The following is a 23,948-nucleotide window of genomic DNA, read 5'->3' on the forward strand; positions in this document are numbered from 1 at the left end:
TAAATCATAGCAAATTAGCTTGGAGGAATTTGATATGAGAATTAGTAACTCTTCGTCTGATTATACGAGCCTGCTTTCAGGTTTATCAAGCGCAAGTGCTCAGAAGAAGACGAAACAGAGTACGGCAGCCGATGGCTTGGCAGAGTTGACGGCTGCTTCATCGACAACAGCCACTACAACAAAGACCGCAGCTGAACTACTTAAAGAGCTGCAGGCATATCTTCAATCATCGACAAAGGATGATAGTACCACAGCAGCAATGGGAGATACTTCTACCACGATTACAGATACCAAAACCTTAACAAGTGATGTCGTATTAAAAGATTTATTGGATTACATTCAGTCCAAAACTACGGATAAAGATGAATCTAAAAAGAAAACAGCGGATGAACTGCTTAAGGAATTATCCGCTTATTTTGCTCCGCCAAACAATAATACAGATATTACGAAAAAAACCAGTGAAGAAACACTGAAAGACCTTGCAGCGTATATCAAGTCGATGGACTCACAGACAACAAAAGCTTCGACAACTTCGACTGCATCGACAACAAAAACCAGCGATGAATTCTTAAAAGAATTAGCAGATTATCTAAAATCAGCCGATACTACCAAAACAGATAGAGTACAGTCTACAGATTCTTTTTTGCAGCAGTATTATATGATGCAGCAAGTGCAGACTGGTTTGACTGCTGAAACAGGAATGCGTGTATCGGATTTGTCAGACAGTGATGGCTTTTCAGCTTTGAGCTCAAAATATGCAGCAGCTATTACTTCTTATGATAACAACTCGAAATTTATAGATTAAAAATTTATATATTCAAATACTATACATGGTCATAAATGCAATATATAATGGAAGTATAGTTATGAGTTTTATCTTTACGTTGTAAAAGAAAATTTCTTAAAAAGTTAATAAATACCGTTTTCTGTCAATGAATGCCAGATTTATTATGTGATGCAGGTTACATAATAAATCTGGCATTTTTATTTGTAAAATTAAGGCAAGGGGTTTTTAACAATGCATATTAAAAAAATTTTCCAACCAGGTATTTTTATCATGAATCGATTTCGCTTAATAACTAAATTTTTTATTGTAAGCATTATTCTGATCAGTTTATTAGCACTCGCGTTGTACCAGTTTTTTTCTGGGAACATTGAAAGTAAAAATTTCTCACAAAAAGAAGTTTATGGAGTTGAGTATGCAAAATTATCAAAACAACTTACAACGCAAATTCAGGCTTATCAATTTTTAGGTGAAAAAAATAGGGAACAGATTCAAAATAGTTTTATTGATTTTGAAATGATCGATAAAAACCATAATCATATTTTAGATGCTGCCGAACAAAAAAAAGAAATATCAAACGATATAGTGAATGCCAATATGCTTTGGACGGAACTGGCAGCTGGCAAAGATGTATATGATGAATTATTTGCAGCACTTACTACATTACATTCAGATATTTCAGATAACTCAAATCTTACATTGGACCCGGATCTGGATTCATATTATACGATGGATGTTATTATGTTTCGTAGTATAAGCTTGTCTGATGACTTATTCCGATTACGGGCTTTATTAGAAAAGCAGAAAAAAACTTCTCTAAGCTATAGTGACAAAAAAAGTCTGATTGCACTTGCTACGCAGATTAATAGCATTACGGACACCATTAATGGGGATTTGCAGACGGGGATTGCCTTTAATGATACAAAACAGGAACGAGTATTGGAAAATATAAAAACACCGGCTGTTGAATTTAAAGCGGCATATTCACAGCTCTTAAAAATTTTAGATGCAGATTTAAATTTGGATAATGGAAATATATCACTTACAACAGCAGAAGTTGACCAAGCCATTCAGCTCAACGACAATCTTTTTTCCGTTTTAGCAAATGATGTTTGGCAGCTTTGTTCAGCTCGTGTAACAGAATATGAAAAAAAATCAAATGTCGTTTTACTTTCATTGGGACTGGCTTTGCCTATTTTGCTGTATATCTGTATAGCACTGGTTTTATCCATCATCAATGCTGTATCGGTTATTCAAGCTGGGCTGGGAAAAGTGAAAGATGGGGATTTGTCATCAAACATAGATCTGGCTTCACAGGATGAATTAGCTGAAATAGCCGCGGGTGTAAACCAGATGATTTTTAATATGCGGGATATATTACATAAAATTGCTTTGTTTTCGGACCAGTTAGTTGTTTCCACTATGGAATTGACGAAAGGGGCAAATCAATCAGCTGATGCAGCAGGGCGTGTGGCTTTGTCGACCAAGCAGGTGGCACACGGGGTACAATCTCTTTCGGCAACCACAGAAGAAATTACCGCATTTGCTGAAAACGTGGGTACGAATGCAAGCAATCTTTCATTGAATTCTATTAAAGGAAGTGATATTGCCAGTGCGGTTGAGAAAAAAGCTGTCAAATTGCAAGCTGGTTCACAAGATTCCAGGCAATCAACTGTAGAACTATATGATGGTATCAATCAACGAGTTATACAAGCCATTGATGATGCTAAAATTATTGATGAAATCAGCAAGATGGCAGATTCAATTGCAAAGATAGCTGTACAAACAAATTTGTTAGCGTTGAATGCTGCGATTGAGGCAGCGCACGCAGGGGAAAGTGGCCGTGGTTTTGCTGTTGTGGCTGAAGAAGTCCGGAAACTTGCAGAAGAATCTGAAGCAGCTGTGGGAAGTATCCAAACATTAACACATAAAGTGCAAGCTACAATGAAAATTTTAGTTGATACGAGTAAGGAACTTTTGAGCTTTATCAATGAAAAGGTTCAACCGGATTATGATGCGTTTGTTTCGGTGGGACAAGAATATAAAAAAGATGCTGAAGCTTTTTTGAGTATTACGACTAATATTGGCAATCAATTACGTCAAGTATCCAGCGAAATTGGGGAAATTGATCAAGCGATTGAATCAGTTACGACTGTAATAATGGAAAGTGTTGAAGAAACGAAAAACATTTCGGATAGCACAGAAAATGTTAGTCAAACGATGCAGGAAATCAAACAGTCAGCAAATTTTGTAGCTGATATTGCTAATAAATTAGAGACGCTGGTGTTGCGTTTTAAATTATAAGTAGATGAAGTAGATTTTTTTATCAATTAAATTTTGGTGACTTAAAGGAATTTTCCGAAAATAGAACGAATATGTCTTTATGAATTAGAATTCATGGGGACAGAGGTGATACAAAATGAGATGGTTGGCAAATTTAAAGACTGCTAGAAAAATCTACAGCCTGATTACTGTAAAAGCATTAGGCTTGTTGATTATTGGTATCGTAGGATTTTATGCTGTACAGACATTGAGTTTAGATTTAAGCAGTATGTATGAAAAAAGATTACTGCCCAATCAGTTTATTGCTGAAGTACGATTGATTAGCAAAGATTCGGAATCAAAATTATTACAGCTTATCTTGACAAAAGATTTGTTGAAACAGAAAGAGCTCACGGCAGCTATTACGGAGAATACAAATAAAATCAATGTTTTACAGGAAAAGTATGAAGCAATTAAGCCGGATACTTATGAAATAGAGCAATTAGAAAATTTAAAAAATGAACTGGTGAACTATCGGAAAGCACGTAAAGACATTATTGATCTTGTCCTGAAGGGGAAAAATGAAGATGCGTATTCACTTTATATGACGAATATACCTGTCTTTAATAAAGCAACACAAATTCGCTCTAATATTATTCAATATAATACGGAACAGGCGGATCAATTGAATGTGAGGGGTAAAGAACATAGTCAATGGGTTGAAACTTTAATTATAGCAGTTACTTTGCTGGCGTTACTTACGGGTATTGTTTTCGGTCGCATCATCGTTCAATTAATTGCTATTCCATTACAGCATTTAGTGAATCAGGTTAAAGCGGTTGCAAAAGGCAACTTAAAACAGGGTATCATAATTGAAGCGGATGATGAAATTGGTGACTTGGGTAAAGAAATTAATATAATGACAGCGAATCTTCGCAGTTTAATTGGGACGATGATTCCCACATCTGAACAATTAATTGCTTCATCGCAGAAAATGACAGCTAGTGTTGACGAAAGTGCTTCTACTTTAGCGAAGGTGTCTGATTCGATTCATGATCTGGCCGAAGGCTCAGTAAAACAAGTGCAGGCGATCAGTACAACGATAGAAATTGTGGGGAGAATGTCAGATAATATTGATCAGATTGCTGAAACGGTAAACAATGTAAGCACACATTCAGGAAAAACTTCTCTTGTAGCAAAAGAAGGGCACGAAGCGATTCAAAAGGTTACTGCACAAATGAAATTGATTACAAAAACTGTGCAGGACTCTTTTCTGGCTGTATCAACCTTGGGAAATCGGTCGGATCAAATTGGAAAAATCGTGGATACGATTTCTATGATTGCCGGGCAGACAAACCTACTGGCGCTTAATGCAGCTATTGAAGCGGCTAGAGCCGGAGAGCATGGCCGCGGTTTTGCTGTAGTGGCGGATGAAGTTCGTAAGCTGGCTGAGCAATCTGCCGAAGCTGCACAACAAATCGGTGGTATCGTCGGTGAAATTCAAAAAGAAACGGGCAAAGCCGTTCACTCAATGGACAAAGGAACTCATGAAGTGACTGCGGGGACAAATGTAGTAGAAAAAGCTGGAGCTACGTTTGAACAAGTGGTCTTGTTTGTTGAACAGGTTACGAAGCAAGTCGAGAAAATTTCCCTTTCAATTGATAATATTACGACAGGAAGTCGTGAAATTGTTGTTTCGGTAAAAGAAATCGGTCAAATTAGCCGGGCGGCTTCTGAGCAGACCCATACGGTATCAGCAGCGACGCAGCAACAATCTGCTTCTACCGGAGCAATAGCCGAATCTAGTAAATATTTAGTTAAAATAGCGGAAGATTTGACTCAGATTACGAGCAAATTTAAAGTATAATATTTTTTTAGAAATGGCTTTCGATTTGTTGTATATATTCACTCGAAAGTCCTTTCTACTTCTCAAAATAGGCCCATAAAATCTTTGTGATGATTGGCATCATTTGCAATATAAAAAGCAACTTTGTTATTGGCAGGGAGGTCTGGACTTGTTACACTATAAAGAAAGTTTTAAATGTGAAGGAGTCGGCGCTTGAATGAAGAAAATTAATCTTGGACTTTTGTTTGGCGGGCAATCTGCTGAACATGCAGTTTCGTTGCAGTCTGTTCAAAATATTATAGAAGCTATTGATAAAGAAAAATATGATCTTACACTCATTGGAATTGATAAAAGTGGTCAATGGAAACTCTATAGCAGTGACATGATTTTACAGGCAGGAAATTCATTACAGAACATAAAATCAAACATTGACAGCAATATGCTTTTTACACTTGGGGATGGGGTAACTGAAGCGGTATTTTCCTGTAAAGGTGGAATGAAACAACCCATTGATGTGATTTTTCCGGTTTTACATGGTACAAATGGTGAAGATGGTACCGTTCAAGGCTTCTTGAAACTTGCTGATATTCCTTACGTTGGACCAGGAGTCTTGGCATCAGCTGTTGGCATGGATAAAGATATGACGAAACGAATTTTGCGTGATGCAGGAATTGACATTGCCAGATTTAAAACGTATTTTTATTGGCAGCGGGAACAGATTGATTTTAATGATATTAGTTCTGAACTTGGGCTGCCTTTATTTATCAAACCTGCTAATGCAGGATCGTCGGTAGGTGTGAGTAAAGTTTATGATGTTTTTACGTTTGCTGAGGCGATAAAAACAGCATTTCAATTTGATAATAAGATTTTGATTGAAGAAGCTATTGTAGGGCGTGAACTAGAATGTGGAATACTAGGAAATGATCAACCAAAAGCATCGGTGATTGGTGAAATTATTGCCCAAAAAGATTTTTATTCATATGATGCCAAGTACAGAGATGAAAGTGGTGCGATTTTAAAATTGCCGGCGAATCTTTCGGCTGCACTCAGTAAAAAAATCCAAACTGTGGCAATTCAGGTTTTTCAGGTACTTGGCTGCGAAGGTATGGCTAGAGTAGATTGTTTTTTAACGAAAGATCAGCGTATCATTGTGAATGAAATCAACACAATTCCTGGTTTTACAAAAATCAGCATGTATCCGAAATTATGGGAACTTAGTGGGGTGAGTTATCCGGATTTGATTCATAGATTAATTCAATTCGCCTTGGAACGTTATGAACGGGAACATAGACTGCAAATATCATATGATGATTAAATCAAAAAGAAGCCACAGCTTAGTGTGGCTCCTTTTTGATTTAATCTATCATGTGTTTTTACTAGATAATTTTGAATAGTGAGAAACTTCAAGAACGATTTATTTGATGGTTTCAATAGGAGTTGTTTCAGGTATTGCTTCAATAGATGATACTACATTACCAGAAAAATTCAACTTTTTCGAACCGTAAATCCAAGCAGTTCCATTGTTTTCAGCTCGGTTTGGTTTTCCCCAACTGAGCAATACCTGATCTTTTGTCATATTTTCGATCACGCTGGCTTTTTCAATATTTTCCCATGTGGCGGATGACCAGCCCAATGTAGTTCTTGGGTTTTGAAGAAATAAATCTTCTTGCCAAGCTGGCGTACTTGACCAGTTCTCTGCCGATATGTTGGTCCAGCTATAAGCTATTGGTAGAATAGCATTTTTCCCATTTACAGAGACAACCAATGAAATTGGTTTTTGTGCTTGTGAACTAGCCACTACATCAACTACAGTAACAGCACTACCGATTAAAATAGGTGTTGTTACATCATCGCTGCCTGACAAATTTCGCGTTTTAGGATAAATTGTTTTACCCATGAACTGTTCTTTGGCATTTATTAAATCAGATATTAATACCAGGCTGCTTAACTGGCCGTGTCTAGTATGTTCCGCCAATTCTTCCCCCGTATCATTTACTGTTAGATATACTAAATATTCTTTTGTAGCCGGGTCTGGGATCACTTTACTCACAGTAGCTTCTTTGGCAAAATGTTCAGAAAAATTAATTGGCGAAGATTGATCTCCTTGTTCTGCCTGTGCTGGTGTGAAAATTTTATAGCCGACACTTTGTTGATCAGCAGGTAAATTTAGAAAAGTGAAACTGTGTCCAGGAAATTGTTCTGTAGTTAAATTAGCAGGCACGGCCTGACTGGCATCTTCTGCGGAAGCTAAACCAGCAGTCTGAATTCCTAGTAATAAACTCAAAACGCATAAAATACGTAAGCTAAAATATTTCATTTTTATTTCGTCTCCTTTTTCGTACTTTTATTGTGAATGTATTGGCTCTGCACGAATGAACGGGTTGGCAATACAGATCCTAGTCAAGTAGGCATACAGACCAAGACATATTATTTTATTTTTTATCAGGATAAGAAAAAACCCTACGTTTATGAAGCGTGTCTGTAAAAGATCTACCGCCCATATTCGTAGGGATTCAGTATTTTGCTGTAAATGGTCCGATACATAATAAAACTTTATATATTTATTATACTGCAAAGAATAATCATTGTCAAATAATCATTTGACTTATAATGAATTAGTTATATAATAGTATAGCTAATTCATTAGTGATTATTAAAGAAAGCCGTTATCAGACAGCCATTCATTTGCAACGACATTTGGGCTTTTACCATCTAAGTCAACTTTTGCATTTAGTTTTGACATTTCTTCATTGTTTATTTTTCCCGCTAATAAATTGAGGGCATCCGCAATTTCAGGATGCAGTTTCAACGTATCAGCTCGTACGAGCGGTGCTGCATCAAATGGTGGAAATGCATGTTTATCATCATCTAATACTTTTAAATTAAAGGCAATGATTCGTCCATCGGTAGAGAACGCATCAATCACATCTACATTTCCGTCACGACAAGCGGCGTAGGTTAAACCTGGTTCCATGCCAGCGGGCGACTCGAATTTCATGTCATATATGGATTTAACATTTTCATAACCATCCACTCGTTCTAAAAATTCATGTGTTGCACCTAATTGTAGGGTGCCAGACTGTTTTGCTAAATCACTCATAGATTGGATAGAAAGTGCATTAGCCTGATCTGCCCGCATCGCTAATGTGTATGCATTGCTAAAACCTAATGGCTTCATCCAGATAATCTGTTTTTTTTCTGCGTAGAGTTTTTTTACTTTTTCATAGACAAATTCTGAGCTGCTGGGCGCAACATATTCTTCACCTAAGATATTGACAAGAGCTGTTCCGGTGTATTCAGCATAGATATCTAAATCACCTCGTTCAATTGCTTGAGCGACAACGCTTGTTCCGCCTAAATAGGCTTTAGTCTCTACTTTTAGATTGGTATTTTTTTCAATGACACCTTTCATTAGGTAAATCAAAATATCTTGTTCAGTAAAGTTTTTGCCACCAATAATGACGGTATTGGTATCTTTACCAAAAAGTGAAGAACACCCTAGAATACTCATGGTAGCCAAGATGGTAATCAGTAATAAAATAAGCTTCTTCATAAAATCTTCCTTTCATAGGGTCTTATTTACTTTTGGGCTGTACGGCAATTTCAATTTTCTTTAAGCCATAATCAAATATGACGGATAACAAGGCTGCTGGTATAGCACCAGCCAAAATAAGATCCTGTCTTGCCATAGCAATCCCACGGAAAATTAAATCACCTAAACCACCAGCACCAACTAATGCTGCTAAAGTAGCTACACCAATGACCATAACGGTTGCGGTGCGGATACCTGCCATGATAATAGGCAGTGCTAAAGGGAGTTCGATCATAAACAATACTTGCCTGGATGTCATTCCCATGCCAGTACCAGCATCAATAACAGATTGGTCAACACCTAAAATTCCTGTATAGGTGTTGCGTAAAATCGGCAAAAGACCATAGACGGTTAAAGCAATGATCGCTGGTCCAAAACCAATTCCAAACAATGGTACCATAAATCCCAATAAGGCTAAACTTGGGATGGTTTGAAATACGGAAGTGATGCCGATAATGGTTTCAGCGATTTTTCGTTTTCGTGTAAGTAAAATTCCTAGTGGAAGCGCAATCAGGTTTGCAATGAATAAAGCGACTATTGTAAGTTGAAGATGCTGCCATGTGCCGATTATTATTTCAGGCCAGCGATTTTGTAACATCATAAAAAAATTTTCTAACATATTATTCATTCCCCCCGATAACTGCGTCATTATTATTGGTTCGCATTTGATTGGCCATTACATCAACTAAAGAGGCACGCGTTATCAGACCTTTTAGTTTATTATTTTCATTTAGTACAGGTAGATATTCTACGTTATGTTCACTAATTAAATTGATGGCATCGCCTAATTCTTGTGATAGTTTAATAGTATGAATATCACGTTTCATGATATCAGCCAATACTATTTTTTCATTGGAAAAATTCTTCTGGATTTCACGTGCGTTGGCAACTCCTAAAAATGTTTTGTCTTTATCAACAATAAGTAAAGAATCTACTTTATATTTCCGCATTTTGGTCAAACCTTCGGCCAGACCAAAGCTTGGGAATGTTGTAATAGCATGAACCATTACTTCTTCAATTGTTGGATATTTTTCGATTTGATTGATACGGTCAGCACCAATAAAGGTTCTCACAAAATCGTTGACCGGATGACGTAAAATTTGTTCAGGGGTATCAAATTGAATGAGCTTTCCAGCTTGCATAATACCAATTCGATCGGCGAGCTTAATTGCTTCATCAATATCATGGGTTACAAAAACAATCGTTTTATGGAATTTTGTCTGCAAATCCAAAAGATCATCTTGTAGTTGTTCACGGCTGATTGGATCGAGTGCACTGAAGGGTTCATCCATAAGAACAATCGGCGGATCCCCGGCCAAAGCACGAATTACGCCGATCCGCTGCTGCTGACCACCACTTAGTTCAGCTGGATACCGATTTCGATATGTTTCCGCAGGCAAATTGACCATATCTAATAGTTCATTAACACGCTTGTCAGATTTTTCTTTATCCCATTTTTTTAAACGTGGAACAAGGGCGATATTATCACCAATCGTCATATGCGGTAAAAGACCAATATGTTGGATTACATAGCCAATATTGCGGCGCAGTGCGACCGGATTTTCTTTAGCAATGTTTTTATTGTTGATTAGAACAGTACCAGAGGTTGGCTCGATTAAACGATTAATCATTTTCATCGTGGTGGACTTTCCCGAACCACTGGGACCAATTAGGGCAAATAATTCTCCTTCTTCAATATGAAGATTCATATTTTCGACGGCGTGAAAGTCCTTGCTATACACCTTGTTTACATTTTTAAATACGATCATAGGGATTATCTCCTCCTTCTGGCAAAAATAGCCTGCGTTATTAAAATTTGCAGAGTAAATGCCTATCGAACGTTTTTTAAGAGAAAACCCCCAGCTATATGAGCGAACCTTTAACAGATTTACGCCCAATATAGTGGGGATTCAGTGAGATTTTCAATATTAATTTTCACTAATTTAAAACGATTCCATATACATATTATATTCTAAAAGAAAATTATTGTCAATTAATAAGGAAATGTCAATAGCCTTTTGAAAAATATTTATAGAAAATTTGAGCAAAAAAATTTATGGAAAATAGTACTACCGTTAGGGTAGCTGTGATTTTTTTTACTGCTTTCATTCGTTTTATATATAGTATTTTATAAAAATAAAGGTATACAAAAAAAGCTGAAATAACTATAATATGTATATGCGATATTGGCTTTGAGATAAGTGTTTCTCTCGTGAGGACATATGGCTGTTAATTAAAAAAAAATAAGTCGAATTCGATGAAGGAAAAGGTGGTTACAGTAAAAGTGTACTACACAAAGACAATGGATTTTTAACAGCAGATCGATTTGAAAACCGATTAAACAAAAGGAGAATACATATGAAACAAGTAGATTTTATGAGCAATGAAATACACTTGCCTGAACTTACGCTTCGGGGCATGCTGCTAGGAATGTTGATTACGGTTATTTTCACGGCATCTAATGTTTATTTAGGTTTAAAAGTAGGGCTTACCTTTTCGTCGTCGATTCCGGCGGCTGTAATTTCTATGGCAATTTTGAAGATGTTTAAAGAGTCGAATATATTAGAAAATAATATGGTACAAACACAAGCTTCGGCGGCAGGGACACTTTCTTCCGTCATTTTTGTTATTCCGGGACTACTAATGATTGGCTATTGGCAGGGATTTCCATTTTGGCAAACGCTGATGCTTTGCGCATGTGGGGGGAGCCTTGGTGTACTGTTTACGATTCCGCTTCGCCGGGCGATGATTGTTAACAGTGATTTACCATATCCGGAAGGTTTGGCGGCTGCGGAAATTTTAAAAGTGGGCAGTGACAGTTCAGACATGAAACAGGCAAGTGGTATGAAAGATATTTTATCGGGCGGACTACTGGCTGCTTTTATTAGTTTATGTACGAATGGGTTCCACATTATGTCATCGGAAGTAAGCTATTGGTTTAGCTTTGGTAAGATCACTTCCAAATTGCCACTTGGCTATTCAGCGGCTTTGATTGGTGCAGGTTATTTAATTGGTATTGCTAGTGGAATGGCAATGCTGGTTGGTACACTTTTGTCATGGGGCGTATTTGTACCTTATTTAACTTCTGTTTTTACACCCGCAGAAGGGCAAAGTGTGCAGGCATTTGCCACTGGTATTTGGGCACAAAAAGTCCGCTTTATCGGGGCTGGGACGATTGGTGTTGCAGCTATTTGGACATTAGTGATGCTCGCAAAACCTATTATTGAAGGCATGTCACTTTCTATCAAAGCAATGAAAAGTACAGAAGCTGAAAAAAGTTTGCATCGAATGGATACGGATTTATCACCCAAAGCGGTTGGTATTATTTTTGGTGTTATTGTTTTAGGTTTAACAGGAACATTTTATTCTTTTATATCGGATGCAAATTTGGCTGTTGGAACTACTTGGGCTTTTGTGGCAGCTGGTGTTATAGTAGCTGTTTTAATGGGCTTTTTTGTTGCGGCAGCCTGCGGTTATATGGCTGGGTTAATAGGTACATCAGCGAGTCCTATTTCAGGGATTGCTATTTTGGGTATTATTATTTCTTCACTTGTGGTACTGGCAATCGGGACCTCAGCTGGTGTATTTGAATCGGAATCGGGCAGTAAATTTGCCACGGCTTTGGCAATTTTCATTACGAGCGTTATTATTAGTATTGCCGCTATATCAAATGATAATTTACAAGATTTGAAGACAGGCTATTTGGTTGGTGCTACGCCTTGGAAACAACAGGTGTCTTTGATACTGGGCAGTGTTATTGGTGCTTTTGCCATAGCTCCGGTACTTAATTTACTATATGAAGCATATGGCTTCACTGGTGCAATGCCTCGCATGGGAATGGACCCTGGACAGGCTTTATCGGCACCACAGGCAACTCTGATGACGACAATTGCCAAAGGTATTTTCAGCCATAATTTGGATTGGAATTATATCCTTTTTGGTATTGGTATTGGTATTTTGATCATTATCCTTGATTTATTGTTGAAAAAAAATTCTGTCTCATATTGCTTGCCGCCACTGGCTGTAGGTATGGGGATTTATTTACCGCCTACACTCGAAGTGCCGTTGATTATTGGAACGGTGATGAGCTATTTGGTTCATCGTCATTTGAAAAAACAGGCAATTGAACGCAATTCCCAAAATGTAGAAGCCGAAGTTGAAAAATCCAATCGTAAGGGTGTGCTTTTCGCATCGGGGTTGATTGTTGGTGAAAGCTTAATGGGCGTTATCATTGCCATCATTATTGTCTTTTCGGTAACGGCTGGTGGCAGCGATTCACCGTTGGCTTTGGTTGGAAAAGATTTTGAACCTACAGCCGATTCACTGGGGCTTATTGTGTTTATCTTATTGATTGCAGTATTCATTTATCGTGTGCTCAATTCTAAAGTTGAAGTAAAATAATAAAACGTTGTAATAACACGTCGTAGGGGCATTTATCGTAAAATAAACGATAAATGCCCCTGCTTTTTAAAAAAATAAAATGTATAAATCAAAGGAATTTCTAAGAGTATAGGCGTATTATAATATAGGGTATCTATTGATAACGATGAAAGTAGATTAAGCTCAATGTGTAAATTTCTAAATGGAGTGGTGTAAATGAGGACGGTCTTATTTTTATTGGTTTTCTTTTTATTATCGATGACACATGTATTTGCAGAAGCAAGCCAGGCAGCGGAATCAGAATTGTATACCATTGCCGTCATTCCATACATAGGTGCAACGGCAGAGCTGAAAACTTATGTGAAAGATATTGTGAAAGATCAGTATATGGAAGGCTTTTTAGTTTCTAAAATTAAAATAATTCCCGAAGAGGATGTTCAAAAGGCTTTGGACCATGCGGGATATGACCCTTCAATAATGGAACTTCCTGAAAAAGATGTATTTGAAGCTGTTGCGAAAGATACAAAAGCGGATTATGTTATCGGGATGAAAATAGCCAAGTTGAATTGTAATGGTTACATTCAATTTATTTCTACTGAGATCAAAACGAAAGCGCAATTGCAATATAAATTTTATAATCGCAGTACGAATCGGTTGATCGTTTTTCAAACCAACGGATCGGCAAAAGATGCTGCTGCCAAAACATCTATAACAAATGCAATTCATGATGCTATGGAAGATGGGTACCAGAAAATTACCGACTCACTATAAACTGTTAAAGCATCTATACTGCAAAATGTAAAAAACAACAACTGGAGATATTTTCACAATGTCTCCAGTTGTTGTTTTTTTAATCTTAATAGTTTCCGCTAAGAATGCATTTTTCATAAAATTGCGATTTCTATCTGTCTGTGGTAAAATATTGCTACTTTAAAAGACGTAATGGGGGATGTAGACATGGCAAGACAAGAAGCTGGACGAGCTTATCAAAAAGTCATAGATTCAATAAAAAGAAAAATCATCTGTAATGAGGTTAAGCTGGGGGATAATTTGCCGCCTGAACGTGAATTAGCCGAGACGCTGGGGGTAAGTCGTACTTCTATAAGAGAAGCTTTGCGAACATTAGAAGTCATGGGTATCATAACCAGTACACAAGGGGCGGGAAATGTGATTTCCGGTAATTTTGAAAAAAGCCTTGGTGAATCATTGGCGATGATGTTTTTGGTGCAGAAAATCGATTATAGACAGATCAGTGAATTGCGCTGCGGTCTGGAAAAAACAATGATTGCTTTGGCGATTGATAAGATCAGTAAGGAACAAACGGATCTATTAGAATCCATTATTGAAGATATGGAGAAAAATACAGATGATACAGCGAATGTAGCATTGGATGAAAAACTGCATTATACAATTGCCATGGCGGCCAGTAATCCCTTAATTGTTACAATTTTACAAGCTCTGGCTGATGTGATGCACCTGTTTATTAAGGATTTACGCAAAAAAATTATCGCAGAGGATAAAGGTAAAAAGCGCTTGCAGCTGGCACACCAGCATATGGTTATGTGTTTGAAAGCTGGTGATAAAATTGGTGCTCAGGCTGCGATTGAAGAACATTTTCAGCTGGTCGATGAAAATCTGCGCTTAGATTATATGATGAAAAATACAACTTTTTAATGTCACAGCCATTGTTTCTTGCGAAAAAAGCGGAGCATACCTAATACGATTAAAAGCATGAACAATAGAAGGACAGGATAGCCATAATCTAAATCGAGTTCAGGCATAGTCTTGAAATTCATGCCTTCAAGGCCGGCTAAAAACGTTAATGGAATGAAAATGGTTGAGATGATGGTTAAAACTTTCATAACTTCGTTCATGCGATTGCTGATGCTTGACAAATAAATATCCATCAAACCATTAACCATTTCACGGTAGGTCTCTACGGTGTCAATAATTTGTACAACATGATCGTAGACGTCGCGAATGTAGATATGCATTTGTGGACTTAACAGCTCAGAGTCGCCTCTTTCCAGATTGCTAATAATCTCACGCAACGGCCAGATGGCTTTGCGGATAAATAAGAGATCAGTACGCAGACCCTGAATCTCTTTAACTTGCGTGGCATCGACCTCTTGGATAACACGTTCTTCTAAAAGATCAATTTGTTCACCGACATGTTCCAAAGCAATAAAATAATTGTCAACGACGAGATCGAGTAAAGCATAGCCAAGATAATCCGCCCCAGTTTTTCGAATTTTACTTTTACTGGAGCGCAAGCGATTACGAACTGCCTCAAAAACATTAAAATCATTTTCTAAAAAAGAGATTACATAGTTTTTACCAATAATTAGAGAAATTTGTTCAATTAACAAATCATTGTCTTGCAAACGGATATTTTTCATGATTAAAAAAAGATATTCTCCATAGTCTTCTGTTTTTGGTCGATGACTTGTATTGAGCATATCTTCAAGAACTAAATTATGAATGCCGAATAACTGACCAATTTTATCTAATACTTCTATTTGACTGGCACCGACAATATCAATCCAGGTTACGGTCTCCGTTTGTTTAAAACTGGATAAATCATCAATGGAGTGGATTTCGCTTTCATAGAATTGATCGCTATTGAAATCGATTACGCGTACTTTTGTTTTTACGGCTGGATCAAATCCATAGCCAATCAATGTACCAGGTGGAAGTCCTGCTTTTTGTGTAGAGAAACGGCGGCGTTTTTTCATTTATATACCTCTTTTTATATATTATACTCATGGTTGTTATTGAGATTCTATTACAAAAACGAGCAAAAAACAATATGATTTCAGGACAAAAAGCGACTTGTTCTTAGTTATACTCAGAAAAAGGACTAACTAAATTGAGCAAAAGGTGTTATAATAAATAATAGGTCATAACAAAAGGGAGATGTTCAATATGGGAGATAAGAGCCCAAAGAACAAGGAAAAGAAAAAGAAAAAGGCCGATAAGAAAAAACCTACAACTCAAGCTAATGCTACATTAGCATCTATACAAGCAAAGTGATTTTCGCTTAGGACGCAGCTATAATTTATAGCTGCGTTTTTTCTTATTTAAAAAGAATTTTTAATAGATTTTGTTTTCATACAAGCAATACTAAATGATAAGCAGAAAATTTATTGCCGAAATGTATGATGATTTATCGTGTGTGCAATAAAATATAAAGGCAATACTACAAATCGTCGGTTAAAAAAAGCCTAAACGAGTCATAGTATACAAAGGTTCTGACCGTTATAAATACAGACTATGATTAAAACAATATAAATAAATAAAAAATAATTGAAATATTAAGTAAAGAGTGTTATATTATAAAAGTTAGTTGTATGATAATTTTTACAAATATGTATGACAATGAAAATACGAAAGAAAAGTTGAATAAGGTAGTTTTTCATACAGTATGAGTAGGTGTGAAGCAAGCCGGCAAATTCACCAAGCTGCCATGTTGTATTTATAATATATATAGATAATTAGGTCATTTATTTAGAAGTTTCAGAAAACTGTTTTATTTGAATGGAGGAGATTTTTCATATGATGGAAGATGCTGTACAAGAAAACTTTGGAAGAATTTCAAATACGAGGGATCGAAAGACGGCTAAAATGCGTACTTTTATTTCATTTGCGGCGGGGATGGCCGGTCTGTTATTTGGCTTGGATATTGGTGTTATTGCAGGAGCCTTGCCATTTATTGCAAAGCATTTTGCTTTAAGCAGTCAACAGCAAGAATGGGTTGTTAGTTCAATGATGTTAGGGGCAGCATTTGGTGCAATTGCCACAGGGTGGCTGTCTTCACGTCTTGGAAGAAAATACAGTTTGTTAATTGGGGCAGGATTTTTCATTTTAGGTTCCATCGGTTCTGCGTTTGCAACGAGTGTAACAATTTTACTGGTGGCACGTGTTATTTTGGGCTTTGCGGTGGGGATTGCTTCCTACACAGCACCTTTATATTTATCGGAAATGGCTGATAAAGAGATTCGGGGAAAATTGATTGCGATGTACCAACTGATGGTTACCGTAGGTATTTTATTAGCCTTTTTATCGGATACCGCTCTTAGTTATAGTGGAGATTGGCGGATGATGGTAGGTATTATCTGTGTCCCGGCAGTGATCCTTATGCTGGCTGTTTTGAAGCTGCCAGATAGCCCAAGATGGCTGGCTTCAAAAGGACGTTTCGATGAAGCGAAAAGTGTATTACATATGCTGCATAGTAATGAAAGAAAAGTAGCAAGTGAATTATTGGATATTCGTGAGAGTTTAAAAGTCAAACAAGAAGGCTGGGGGCTTTTTAAAGCCAATAAAAATGTCCGCCGCGTCGTTTTTCTTGGTATGCTTTTACAGGCCATGCAACAGTTTACAGGGATGAACATTATAATGTATTATGCACCGAAAATTTTTAGTCTGGCAGGGTTTACTACAACCGAAGAACAGATGATGGCAACAGTAATCGATGGTTTAACGTTTGTGTTAGCAACTTTTATTGCCATGAATATGGTAGATAAAGCCGGTCGTAAACCAGCTTTGAAAATAGGGTTTTCGGTCATGGCAGCCGGAACTTTGATTTTGGGTGTTTGCTTGAATCTGATTGACAGTGGTAGTACATCCACTTGGATTTCGTATATAGCAGTTGCGATGACGGTGGTTTGTATTGGCGGTTATGCCATGAGTGCTGCTCCGGTTGTTTGGATTTTGTGTTCGGAAATCCAACCACTTAAGAGTCGCGATTTCGGGATTGCTTGTTCGACTACAACAAATTGGATTTCAAATATGATCATTGGTGCTACATTCTTGACATTATTGAATTCAGTTGGTTCAGCCATGACATTTTGGATTTATACGGGAATGAATGTTTTGTTTATCTTCTTTACAATTTACCTGATTCCTGAAACCAAAAATGTGACATTGGAACAAATTGAACAGAATTTATTGCAGGGCAAGAAACTTAGAGATATTGGCTGCTGAAAAGTTTCACAGTCGTTTAGAATATAGGAGGTTTTTTTATGGCGAAATATACAATCGGTGTTGACTTTGGGTCGCTTTCAGGGCGGGCTGTTTTAGTAGAAGTGGAAAGTGGACGTGAGTTAATCAGTTCAATTTATAAATATCCTCATGCGGTAATGGATACGTGTTTACCCGATGGCACGAAGCTGGGGGTTGACTGGGCTTTGCAAGATCCACAAGATTATATCGATGTTTTATCGAATACAATACCAGAACTTATTCACCAAACGGGAATTTCACCGAATGATATTATCGGTATTGGTACGGACTTTACAGCTTGTACGGTTTTACCGGTAAAAGCAGACGGTACACCATTGTGTTTCTTGCCTGAGTTTAAAGCTAATCCGCATGCCTATGTAAAACTTTGGAAACATCATGCAGCGCAGGATAAAGCCAATCGTTTAAATGAAATTGCCGCAGCGCGTGGTGAAAAATGGCTGGCTCGTTATGGTGGAAAAATTTCTTCGGAGTGGGAAATACCAAAACTTTGGCAAATATTGGATGAATCCCCTGAGGTTTATGCAGCAATGGATTCTTTTGTAGAAGCCGCTGACTGGATTATTTGGCAGCTCACCGGTGTGCAGACCCGCAATTCTTGTACAGCTGGTTATAAGGCGATGTGGAATAAAAAAGAAGGGTATCCACCAAAAGACTTTTTTAAAGCCTTAGATTCACGCTTAGAAAATGTGATTGCTGATAAAATGAGCTGCCCGGTTACACCGCTCGGGCAAAAAGCGGGAGTCATTAGTCCACTGGCGGCAAAACTTACCGGTCTGAATGAAGGGACCGCTGTGGCGATTGGCAATGTGGATGCTCATGTAACGGTTCCGGCTGTGAAAATCAATGGAGTCGGCAAAATTTTGGCAATTATGGGAACTTCGACTTGTCATGTGCTTTTGGGTGAAGAAGAAAAAATGGTTCCGGGTATGTGTGGTGTTGTGGAAGATGGTATATTACCAGGATTTTTTGGCTATGAAGCAGGTCAGTCTTGTGTAGGCGATCATTTTGAATGGTTTGTTAATAACTGTCTGCCGGCTGCTTATTTGGCAGAGGCAAGAGATAAAACGATTGATATTCATCAGCTCTTGACTGAAAAAGCTGAAAAACTGACAGCTGGTGAAAGTGGGCTTTTGGCACTTGATTGGTGGAATGGCAATCGGTCTGTATTAGTGGATGTTGATTTGACTGGTATGATGCTGGGGATGACTCTTCAGACAAAGCCGGAAGAGATGTACCGGGCTTTGATTGAGGCGACTGCTTTTGGCACGCGAAAGATTATTGAAACATTTCGTGACAATGGTGTGCCGATTCACGAATTTTATGCATCGGGTGGCATTTCACAGAAAAATGCATTAGCAATGCATATTTATGCCGACGTTATTAATCTGCCGGTTAAAATTGCTGGATCAACCCAGGGACCGGCACTTGGTTCTGCCATTTTCGGCGCTGTTGCAGCAGGGGCAGCTGCAGGTGGTTATGATAGTGTATTTGATGCGACGAAACATATGGGGAAATTGCGGTCGGATGTATATCTGCCAAATCCAAAAAATGCAGCTATTTACGATCGTTTATATAAAGAATATGATATTTTGCATGAATATTTTGGCCGTGGTGAAAATGATGTCATGAAACGTCTTAAAACAATAAAAAAAGAAGTCCTTGCGGATCAATAAAATAGACAAATGCAATGTATATGGAGGAATTTTACATGAAACAGTTAAAAGAATATAAATTTTGGTTTATTACTGGCAGCCAGCATCTTTATGGTGAAGAAACCTTAAAAAAAGTGGCTGAGCATTCAGTGGTAATGGTTGAAAAACTTAATGCTGCTGGGACTTTACCAGTTGAAATCGATTTTAAAATTGTGGCAACGACTTCCGATGCGATTGAACAGGTTATGGAAGATGCCAATTATGATCAGAGCTGTGCGGGTATCATTACGTGGATGCATACGTTTTCTCCATCCAAAATGTGGATTCGCGGGCTGGGTAAATTACAGAAACCTTATTTGCATTTACATACACAATTTAATAAAGAAATTCCTAATGAAGAAATTGATATGGATTTCATGAATTTGAATCAATCCGCGCATGGTGACCGTGAACATGGCTTTATTGGCACAAGGATGCGTTTGGCTCGTCGCGTCGTTGTTGGCTATTGGGGCGATAAAAATGTACAGGAAAAAATTGGTTTATGGATGCGTACCGCGATTGGTGTTGCGGCTAGTAAATCATTGAAAGTTGCTCGATTTGGTGACAATATGCGTGATGTTGCAGTAACGGAAGGCGACAAAGTCGAAGCACAGATCAAACTCGGCTGGTCAGTCAATACATATCCGGTTGGTGATCTGGTACCTTATATTGATGGGGTAAGCGAAAAAGAAATTGATGCCTTGATGAAAGTTTATGAAGAAGAATATATTTTAAATACAAAGAATATTGCTTCTGTTCGCTATCAAGCAAAAATGGAAATTGGCATGAAGAAATTTTTGCAGGAAGGTAAATTTGATGCTTTTGTTAACACCTTTGAAGATTTATATGGTATGAAACAGCTGCCGGGGCTGGCAACACAACATTTGACAGCACAGGGGTATGGGTTTGGTCCGGAAGGCGACTGGAAAGTTGCTGCTATGACAAGCTTAATGAAGACGATGGCACAGGGCGATGACAAGGGTACGGCTTTAATGGAAGATTATACCTATCATTTTGGCGATAATGGTGGCAGCTTGATTTTAGGTGCTCATATGTTAGAAGTATGCCCAAGTGTTGCAGCCGAAAAACCCAAAATTGAAGTACATGATTTGGGAATTGGCGGTAAAGATGCACCAGCGCGATTGGTTTTTGAAGGTAAATCAGGGAAAGCCATAACGGCATCTTTAATTGATATGGGGGGCAGAATGCGTTTGATTGTCAATGATGTTTTGGCTGTAAAACCAATTTTGTCTATGCCGAATTTGCCAGTTGCCAGAGTGATGTGGAAACCAATGCCAAATCTAGAAACATCAGCAGAAGCCTGGATTTTAGCTGGGGGAGCCCATCATAGTATTATAAGTTTTTCTGTTACAGCACAGCAGCTTGAAGATTGGGCGGCTATGATGGATATCGAGTTTGTCCATATTAATGAAAAAACGGAAATATCACAGTTTAAACATGATTTATTGATGTCAGATCTGATCTGGAAATTAAAGTAGGAGGATCGATAACGATGCTGGAAAAATTAAAAGAAGAAGTATATCAGGCCAATATGATGCTGCCTGCTTATAAAATGGTGACATTTACCTGGGGGAATGTTTCAGCAATTGATCGTGAAACAGGTTTTATTGTTATCAAACCATCAGGCGTGGATTATGATAAAATGAGACCAGAAGATATGGTGGTTGTAGATCTGAATGGTAAGCGGATTGAGGGGAAACTTAATCCGTCGTCTGATACGGCAACACATATTGAACTTTATAAAGCTTGTTCTCAAATCGGTGGAGTTGTGCATACACATTCGCGGTATGCGACTTCTTGGGCGCAAGCCTGCTTAGCTATACCAGCACTTGGGACAACGCATGCAGACTATTTTTATGGTGCGATTCCTTGTACCAGAGATATGCACGAGGAAGAAATTCAAGGTGCCTATGAAAAAGAAACGGGTACAGTTATTATTGAAACGTTTGCCGGGCGAAATATGATGGATGTACCGGGTGTATTGGTACATTCACATGGGCCGTTTGCCTGGGGTACGAATGCAAAAGAAGCGGTACACAATGCTGTTGTTTTAGAAGAAGTGGCTTGTATGGCATATCAGTCGATTACTTTAAATGGTGGAGCATTCCGTGAAATGCAGCAGGCTCTGTTGGATAAGCACTATTTACGGAAACATGGCAAAAATGCTTATTATGGACAAAAATAATTGAAATCTATACCCCATTCCTGACGATTGCCATATAGAATATTTAATGCAATTAATTATAGTAGGGATTAAATTATAAAAACATAGGGTTTCCTAAAAATTTGTACAAAAAAGACTGACAAAAATGTTTCGCCAGAATTCTGGTTCGACACATTTTTCGTCAGTCTTTTTAAATTGCATTACGGGGCAGTTTAATCGTAAACGTGGTACCTTCCCCGAGTTTGCTGAAGACTTTTAAGGTTCCTTTATGCCTCTTGATGATCCACTTTGCCATGGAAAGCCCCAGCCCGGCACCACCGCGCTGACGCGAAGAGTCGGCTTGGTAAAAACGATCAAAAATTTTGGCGATATCTTCTTCGGCAATGCCTTCACCAGTATCGATTACATTTATAACAGATGTATCAACTGTGTTATAACAATTTGTTGTAATTTTTCCATTGGGTGGGGTATGCCGCAGGGCATTGTCAATGAGGATGGTTAGCACTTGTTTAATACGAGCCGGGTCGCCAAGCCCTGTTATAGCTTGACCGTGAACTTTGGTTTCAAGCGTTATTTCCTTTTCAGCGGCTAGCAGTTCAAAGGCTGTAACCGCACTTTCAACAACCGTATCAAGGGAAAAATATTCTTTTTCCAGTAGTTGTTGATTGGCATCGGCGCGAGCAAGAAACAAAAGCGAGTTGATGAGTTCTGTCATACGAGTTGTCTCACCTTGCAGATTGTTAAGCCATTTGCGATTGTTATCAAGTGTATCACCGGGCGGCGCTCCTTTCATAATATCAAGGTTAGTCTGCATGATTGTAATTGGAGTTCTGAGCTCATGGGACGCATTGGCAACAAATTTCTTTTGCTGGGTAGTCGCATATTGGATTGGTTTTATCACGTGTTTTGCCATGAAAAAACTGGCGAGAAAAGAAAGTAATGTACAAAATAAACCAGCTAAAATTAAATAGGATACAGTAGTATGAAAAATGGTTCGTTCTTCCGATTGGTCATCAAATACAATTAAAAATCCGCCATTTGATAATGGCGTTTTAAGATAGGAAAAGGGAATCGTGGCAAATTCAATATCATCTCGTAGTTTAGTCGATTTGACCGTAGCTTGTACGAGTTTCGATAGAGTATCATTGTCCACAGTGATATCAGAAGATTTATGCACAATAATTCCAATGGCATCTGTTTTGATAAAGAAAAAACTGGGGTGGGGCATGGGAAATATGCTAGGACGTTTTTCTTCAGAATCGTTATCTCGCATATTACGTGGTGGTAAATCGACCATATTATTTTGCGTGACATTTTTAGTTATCTTGGTTAAGGTATAATCGGTGGTGCTTTGTGAATTAAACTCTAGTAAAATACATACGCCAGAAATTAAAATAATAAATAAAAATATGGTTACAGCAGCATTGATAAGCGTCATTTTTATGTGAAGCTGGCGAAACATTTATTGTTCCTCTTCAAAGGAATAACCAATACCGCGAATTGTCCTGATATTGGTTAAATTCAATTTTTTTCGCAAGTAATAGATATATAAATCGACATTCGCTATGCCGGCATCACTGTTATAACCCCATATTTTTTCCATGATACGTTCTTTGGTGACGACTTGTCCCTGGTTTTGCATAAGAAGCGATAAAAGAGCAGTCTCTTTGACCGTGAGCTGAATTTTTGTCTTTCCTTTTAACAGTGCTTCACCGTGTAATGGATATAGAGTGATGCCGCCGCTTTCAATGATATTTTCTGTTGATTTTTTTTCACTGCGGCGTGTGAGGACTTTTATGCGAGCGAGTAGTTCTTCGGTAAAAAATGGTTTGATAAGATAATCATCCGCACCAGCCTCAAGTCCGGCAACCCGTTCACTTGGTTCATCTTTGGCGGTGAGCAAAAGCACAGGGGTGTCATTTTTTTCTTTGCGCATTTCCTTTAGGACAGACAGTCCGTCTAAGCGTGGCAGCATACGATCGAGTACTATGACATCGTATTTGTTTTCTCGTGTCATCTGGAGTGCTGTGAGGCCGTCTAGAGCAGTTTCTACTGTATACCCGGCCCTGCCTATTAATACGGTGAGTGCCTCACTTAGTTTTACTTCATCTTCAACCAGTAATAAATTCATTTGAATCAACCTTCTTTTCACAAAATATGAGATATTTTAAGTATGAAGAACAATC

The 23,948-nt window shown here is 38.0% G+C and carries 18 protein-coding genes; 11 read left to right on the forward strand and 7 right to left on the reverse strand.

The genetic code is table 11. The features are described 5' to 3' along the window. The first annotated feature begins 34 nt into the window (after positions 1–34). The 4 genes from BMY14_RS05560 to ddlA all read left to right on the forward strand — a co-directional run bounded on the left by BMY14_RS05560 (position 35) and on the right by ddlA (position 6,207). A complete protein-coding gene (locus BMY14_RS05560) occupies positions 35–805 on the forward strand; it encodes a hypothetical protein (protein WP_091829944.1) in 771 nt (256 codons plus the stop codon). A gap of 213 nt (positions 806–1,018) precedes the next feature. Next, positions 1,019–3,088: a methyl-accepting chemotaxis protein gene (locus BMY14_RS05565; protein ID WP_091829946.1), complete on the forward strand. Its 2,070-nt coding sequence runs from the start codon at positions 1,019–1,021 to the stop codon at positions 3,086–3,088. Between the two features lie 115 nt (positions 3,089–3,203). Beyond that, a complete protein-coding gene (locus BMY14_RS05570) occupies positions 3,204–4,913 on the forward strand; it encodes a methyl-accepting chemotaxis protein (RefSeq protein WP_091829949.1) in 1,710 nt (569 codons plus the stop codon). A gap of 196 nt (positions 4,914–5,109) precedes the next feature. Beyond that, positions 5,110–6,207 (forward strand): D-alanine--D-alanine ligase, encoded by a 1,098-nt coding sequence (gene ddlA, locus BMY14_RS05575; RefSeq protein ID WP_091829951.1) that lies wholly within the window; start codon positions 5,110–5,112, stop codon positions 6,205–6,207. Between the two features lie 99 nt (positions 6,208–6,306). Here the strand turns inward: ddlA and BMY14_RS05580 are convergent, their stop codons facing one another. The 4 genes from BMY14_RS05580 to BMY14_RS05595 form a co-directional block, all read right to left on the reverse strand. Next, complete coding sequence (locus BMY14_RS05580; RefSeq protein WP_091829953.1) at positions 6,307–7,209, reverse strand: hypothetical protein; 903 nt, start codon at positions 7,207–7,209, stop codon at positions 6,307–6,309. A 336-nt stretch (positions 7,210–7,545) separates the two neighbouring features. Next, positions 7,546–8,445 carry a glycine betaine ABC transporter substrate-binding protein gene (locus BMY14_RS05585; protein WP_019554871.1) on the reverse strand — a complete coding sequence of 300 codons (900 nt, stop codon included), beginning with the start codon at positions 8,443–8,445 and terminating at the stop codon, positions 7,546–7,548. Between the two features lie 22 nt (positions 8,446–8,467). Continuing rightward, a complete protein-coding gene (locus tag BMY14_RS05590) occupies positions 8,468–9,103 on the reverse strand; it encodes an ABC transporter permease (RefSeq protein ID WP_019554870.1) in 636 nt (211 codons plus the stop codon). A 1-nt stretch (position 9,104) separates the two neighbouring features. Continuing rightward, positions 9,105–10,253 (reverse strand): ABC transporter ATP-binding protein, encoded by a 1,149-nt coding sequence (locus BMY14_RS05595; protein ID WP_091829955.1) that lies wholly within the window; start codon positions 10,251–10,253, stop codon positions 9,105–9,107. Positions 10,254–10,842: 589 nt separating this feature from the next. Between BMY14_RS05595 and BMY14_RS05600 the strand changes: the two genes are divergently transcribed. The 3 genes from BMY14_RS05600 (at position 10,843) to BMY14_RS05610 (ending at position 14,538) form a co-directional block, all read left to right on the forward strand. After that, positions 10,843–12,885, forward strand: coding sequence for an OPT family oligopeptide transporter (locus BMY14_RS05600; protein ID WP_091829957.1), 2,043 nt, complete (start codon positions 10,843–10,845; stop codon positions 12,883–12,885). 195 nt (positions 12,886–13,080) lie between these two features. Beyond that, entirely contained in the window at positions 13,081–13,635 is a 555-nt protein-coding gene (locus tag BMY14_RS05605) for a hypothetical protein (protein ID WP_091829959.1), read from the forward strand. Positions 13,636–13,821: 186 nt separating this feature from the next. Continuing rightward, positions 13,822–14,538, forward strand: coding sequence for a FadR/GntR family transcriptional regulator (locus BMY14_RS05610; protein WP_177177490.1), 717 nt, complete (start codon positions 13,822–13,824; stop codon positions 14,536–14,538). A gap of 2 nt (positions 14,539–14,540) precedes the next feature. On the opposite strand, the gene corA is transcribed toward BMY14_RS05610, so the two are convergent. Continuing rightward, on the reverse strand, positions 14,541–15,599 hold the full coding sequence (gene corA, locus BMY14_RS05615; protein ID WP_091829963.1) for a magnesium/cobalt transporter CorA: 1,059 nt from the start codon (positions 15,597–15,599) through the stop codon (positions 14,541–14,543). A gap of 820 nt (positions 15,600–16,419) precedes the next feature. Between corA and BMY14_RS05620 the strand changes: the two genes are divergently transcribed. From BMY14_RS05620 to araD, 4 genes are read left to right on the forward strand one after another with little or no spacing between them, the layout of a single operon-like run. Then, entirely contained in the window at positions 16,420–17,847 is a 1,428-nt protein-coding gene (locus tag BMY14_RS05620; RefSeq protein WP_091829966.1) for a sugar porter family MFS transporter, read from the forward strand. 38 nt (positions 17,848–17,885) lie between these two features. Continuing rightward, the gene (gene araB, locus BMY14_RS05625; protein ID WP_091829968.1) at positions 17,886–19,559 is read left to right on the forward strand and encodes a ribulokinase; all 1,674 of its coding nucleotides are present in this window, start codon (positions 17,886–17,888) and stop codon (positions 19,557–19,559) included. Between the two features lie 35 nt (positions 19,560–19,594). Next, complete coding sequence (gene araA, locus BMY14_RS05630) at positions 19,595–21,076, forward strand: L-arabinose isomerase (protein ID WP_091829970.1); 1,482 nt, start codon at positions 19,595–19,597, stop codon at positions 21,074–21,076. Between the two features lie 14 nt (positions 21,077–21,090). Continuing rightward, positions 21,091–21,783 carry an L-ribulose-5-phosphate 4-epimerase gene (araD, locus tag BMY14_RS05635; RefSeq protein WP_091829972.1) on the forward strand — a complete coding sequence of 231 codons (693 nt, stop codon included), beginning with the start codon at positions 21,091–21,093 and terminating at the stop codon, positions 21,781–21,783. A gap of 169 nt (positions 21,784–21,952) precedes the next feature. Here araD and BMY14_RS05640 read toward each other — a convergent pair whose 3' ends face one another. Both BMY14_RS05640 and BMY14_RS05645 read right to left on the reverse strand, forming a co-directional pair. After that, positions 21,953–23,224, reverse strand: a complete 1,272-nt coding sequence (locus tag BMY14_RS05640; protein ID WP_091829974.1) for a sensor histidine kinase — start codon at positions 23,222–23,224, stop codon at positions 21,953–21,955. Continuing rightward, a complete protein-coding gene (locus BMY14_RS05645) occupies positions 23,225–23,893 on the reverse strand; it encodes a response regulator transcription factor (RefSeq protein WP_019554858.1) in 669 nt (222 codons plus the stop codon). It abuts the gene before it with no gap. Between the last annotated feature and the right edge of the window lie 55 nt (positions 23,894–23,948).

Origin of the sequence: Propionispira arboris, from assembly GCF_900109225.1 — a bacterium.
Taxonomy (GTDB): domain Bacteria; phylum Bacillota; class Negativicutes; order Selenomonadales; family Selenomonadaceae; genus Propionispira; species Propionispira arboris.

Bases quoted from the DNA above. Each gene is read 5' to 3' on its own strand.
- BMY14_RS05585 (WP_019554871.1), bottom strand. From the start codon at position 8,445: ATGAAGAAGCTTATTTTATTACTGATTACCATCTTGGCTACCATGAGT.
- ddlA (WP_091829951.1), top strand. From the start codon at position 5,110: ATGAAGAAAATTAATCTTGGACTTTTGTTTGGCGGGCAATCTGCTGAA.
- BMY14_RS05580 (WP_091829953.1), bottom strand. From the start codon at position 7,209: ATGAAATATTTTAGCTTACGTATTTTATGCGTTTTGAGTTTATTACTA.
- BMY14_RS05560 (WP_091829944.1), top strand. From the start codon at position 35: ATGAGAATTAGTAACTCTTCGTCTGATTATACGAGCCTGCTTTCAGGT.
- corA (WP_091829963.1), bottom strand. From the start codon at position 15,599: ATGAAAAAACGCCGCCGTTTCTCTACACAAAAAGCAGGACTTCCACCT.
- BMY14_RS05605 (WP_091829959.1), top strand. From the start codon at position 13,081: ATGAGGACGGTCTTATTTTTATTGGTTTTCTTTTTATTATCGATGACA.
- BMY14_RS05590 (WP_019554870.1), bottom strand. From the start codon at position 9,103: ATGTTAGAAAATTTTTTTATGATGTTACAAAATCGCTGGCCTGAAATA.
- BMY14_RS05570 (WP_091829949.1), top strand. From the start codon at position 3,204: ATGAGATGGTTGGCAAATTTAAAGACTGCTAGAAAAATCTACAGCCTG.
- BMY14_RS05600 (WP_091829957.1), top strand. From the start codon at position 10,843: ATGAAACAAGTAGATTTTATGAGCAATGAAATACACTTGCCTGAACTT.
- BMY14_RS05620 (WP_091829966.1), top strand. From the start codon at position 16,420: ATGATGGAAGATGCTGTACAAGAAAACTTTGGAAGAATTTCAAATACG.
- BMY14_RS05565 (WP_091829946.1), top strand. From the start codon at position 1,019: ATGCATATTAAAAAAATTTTCCAACCAGGTATTTTTATCATGAATCGA.
- BMY14_RS05645 (WP_019554858.1), bottom strand. From the start codon at position 23,893: ATGAATTTATTACTGGTTGAAGATGAAGTAAAACTAAGTGAGGCACTC.
- BMY14_RS05595 (WP_091829955.1), bottom strand. From the start codon at position 10,253: ATGATCGTATTTAAAAATGTAAACAAGGTGTATAGCAAGGACTTTCAC.
- BMY14_RS05610 (WP_177177490.1), top strand. From the start codon at position 13,822: ATGGCAAGACAAGAAGCTGGACGAGCTTATCAAAAAGTCATAGATTCA.
- araB (WP_091829968.1), top strand. From the start codon at position 17,886: ATGGCGAAATATACAATCGGTGTTGACTTTGGGTCGCTTTCAGGGCGG.
- BMY14_RS05640 (WP_091829974.1), bottom strand. From the start codon at position 23,224: ATGTTTCGCCAGCTTCACATAAAAATGACGCTTATCAATGCTGCTGTA.
- araA (WP_091829970.1), top strand. From the start codon at position 19,595: ATGAAACAGTTAAAAGAATATAAATTTTGGTTTATTACTGGCAGCCAG.
- araD (WP_091829972.1), top strand. From the start codon at position 21,091: ATGCTGGAAAAATTAAAAGAAGAAGTATATCAGGCCAATATGATGCTG.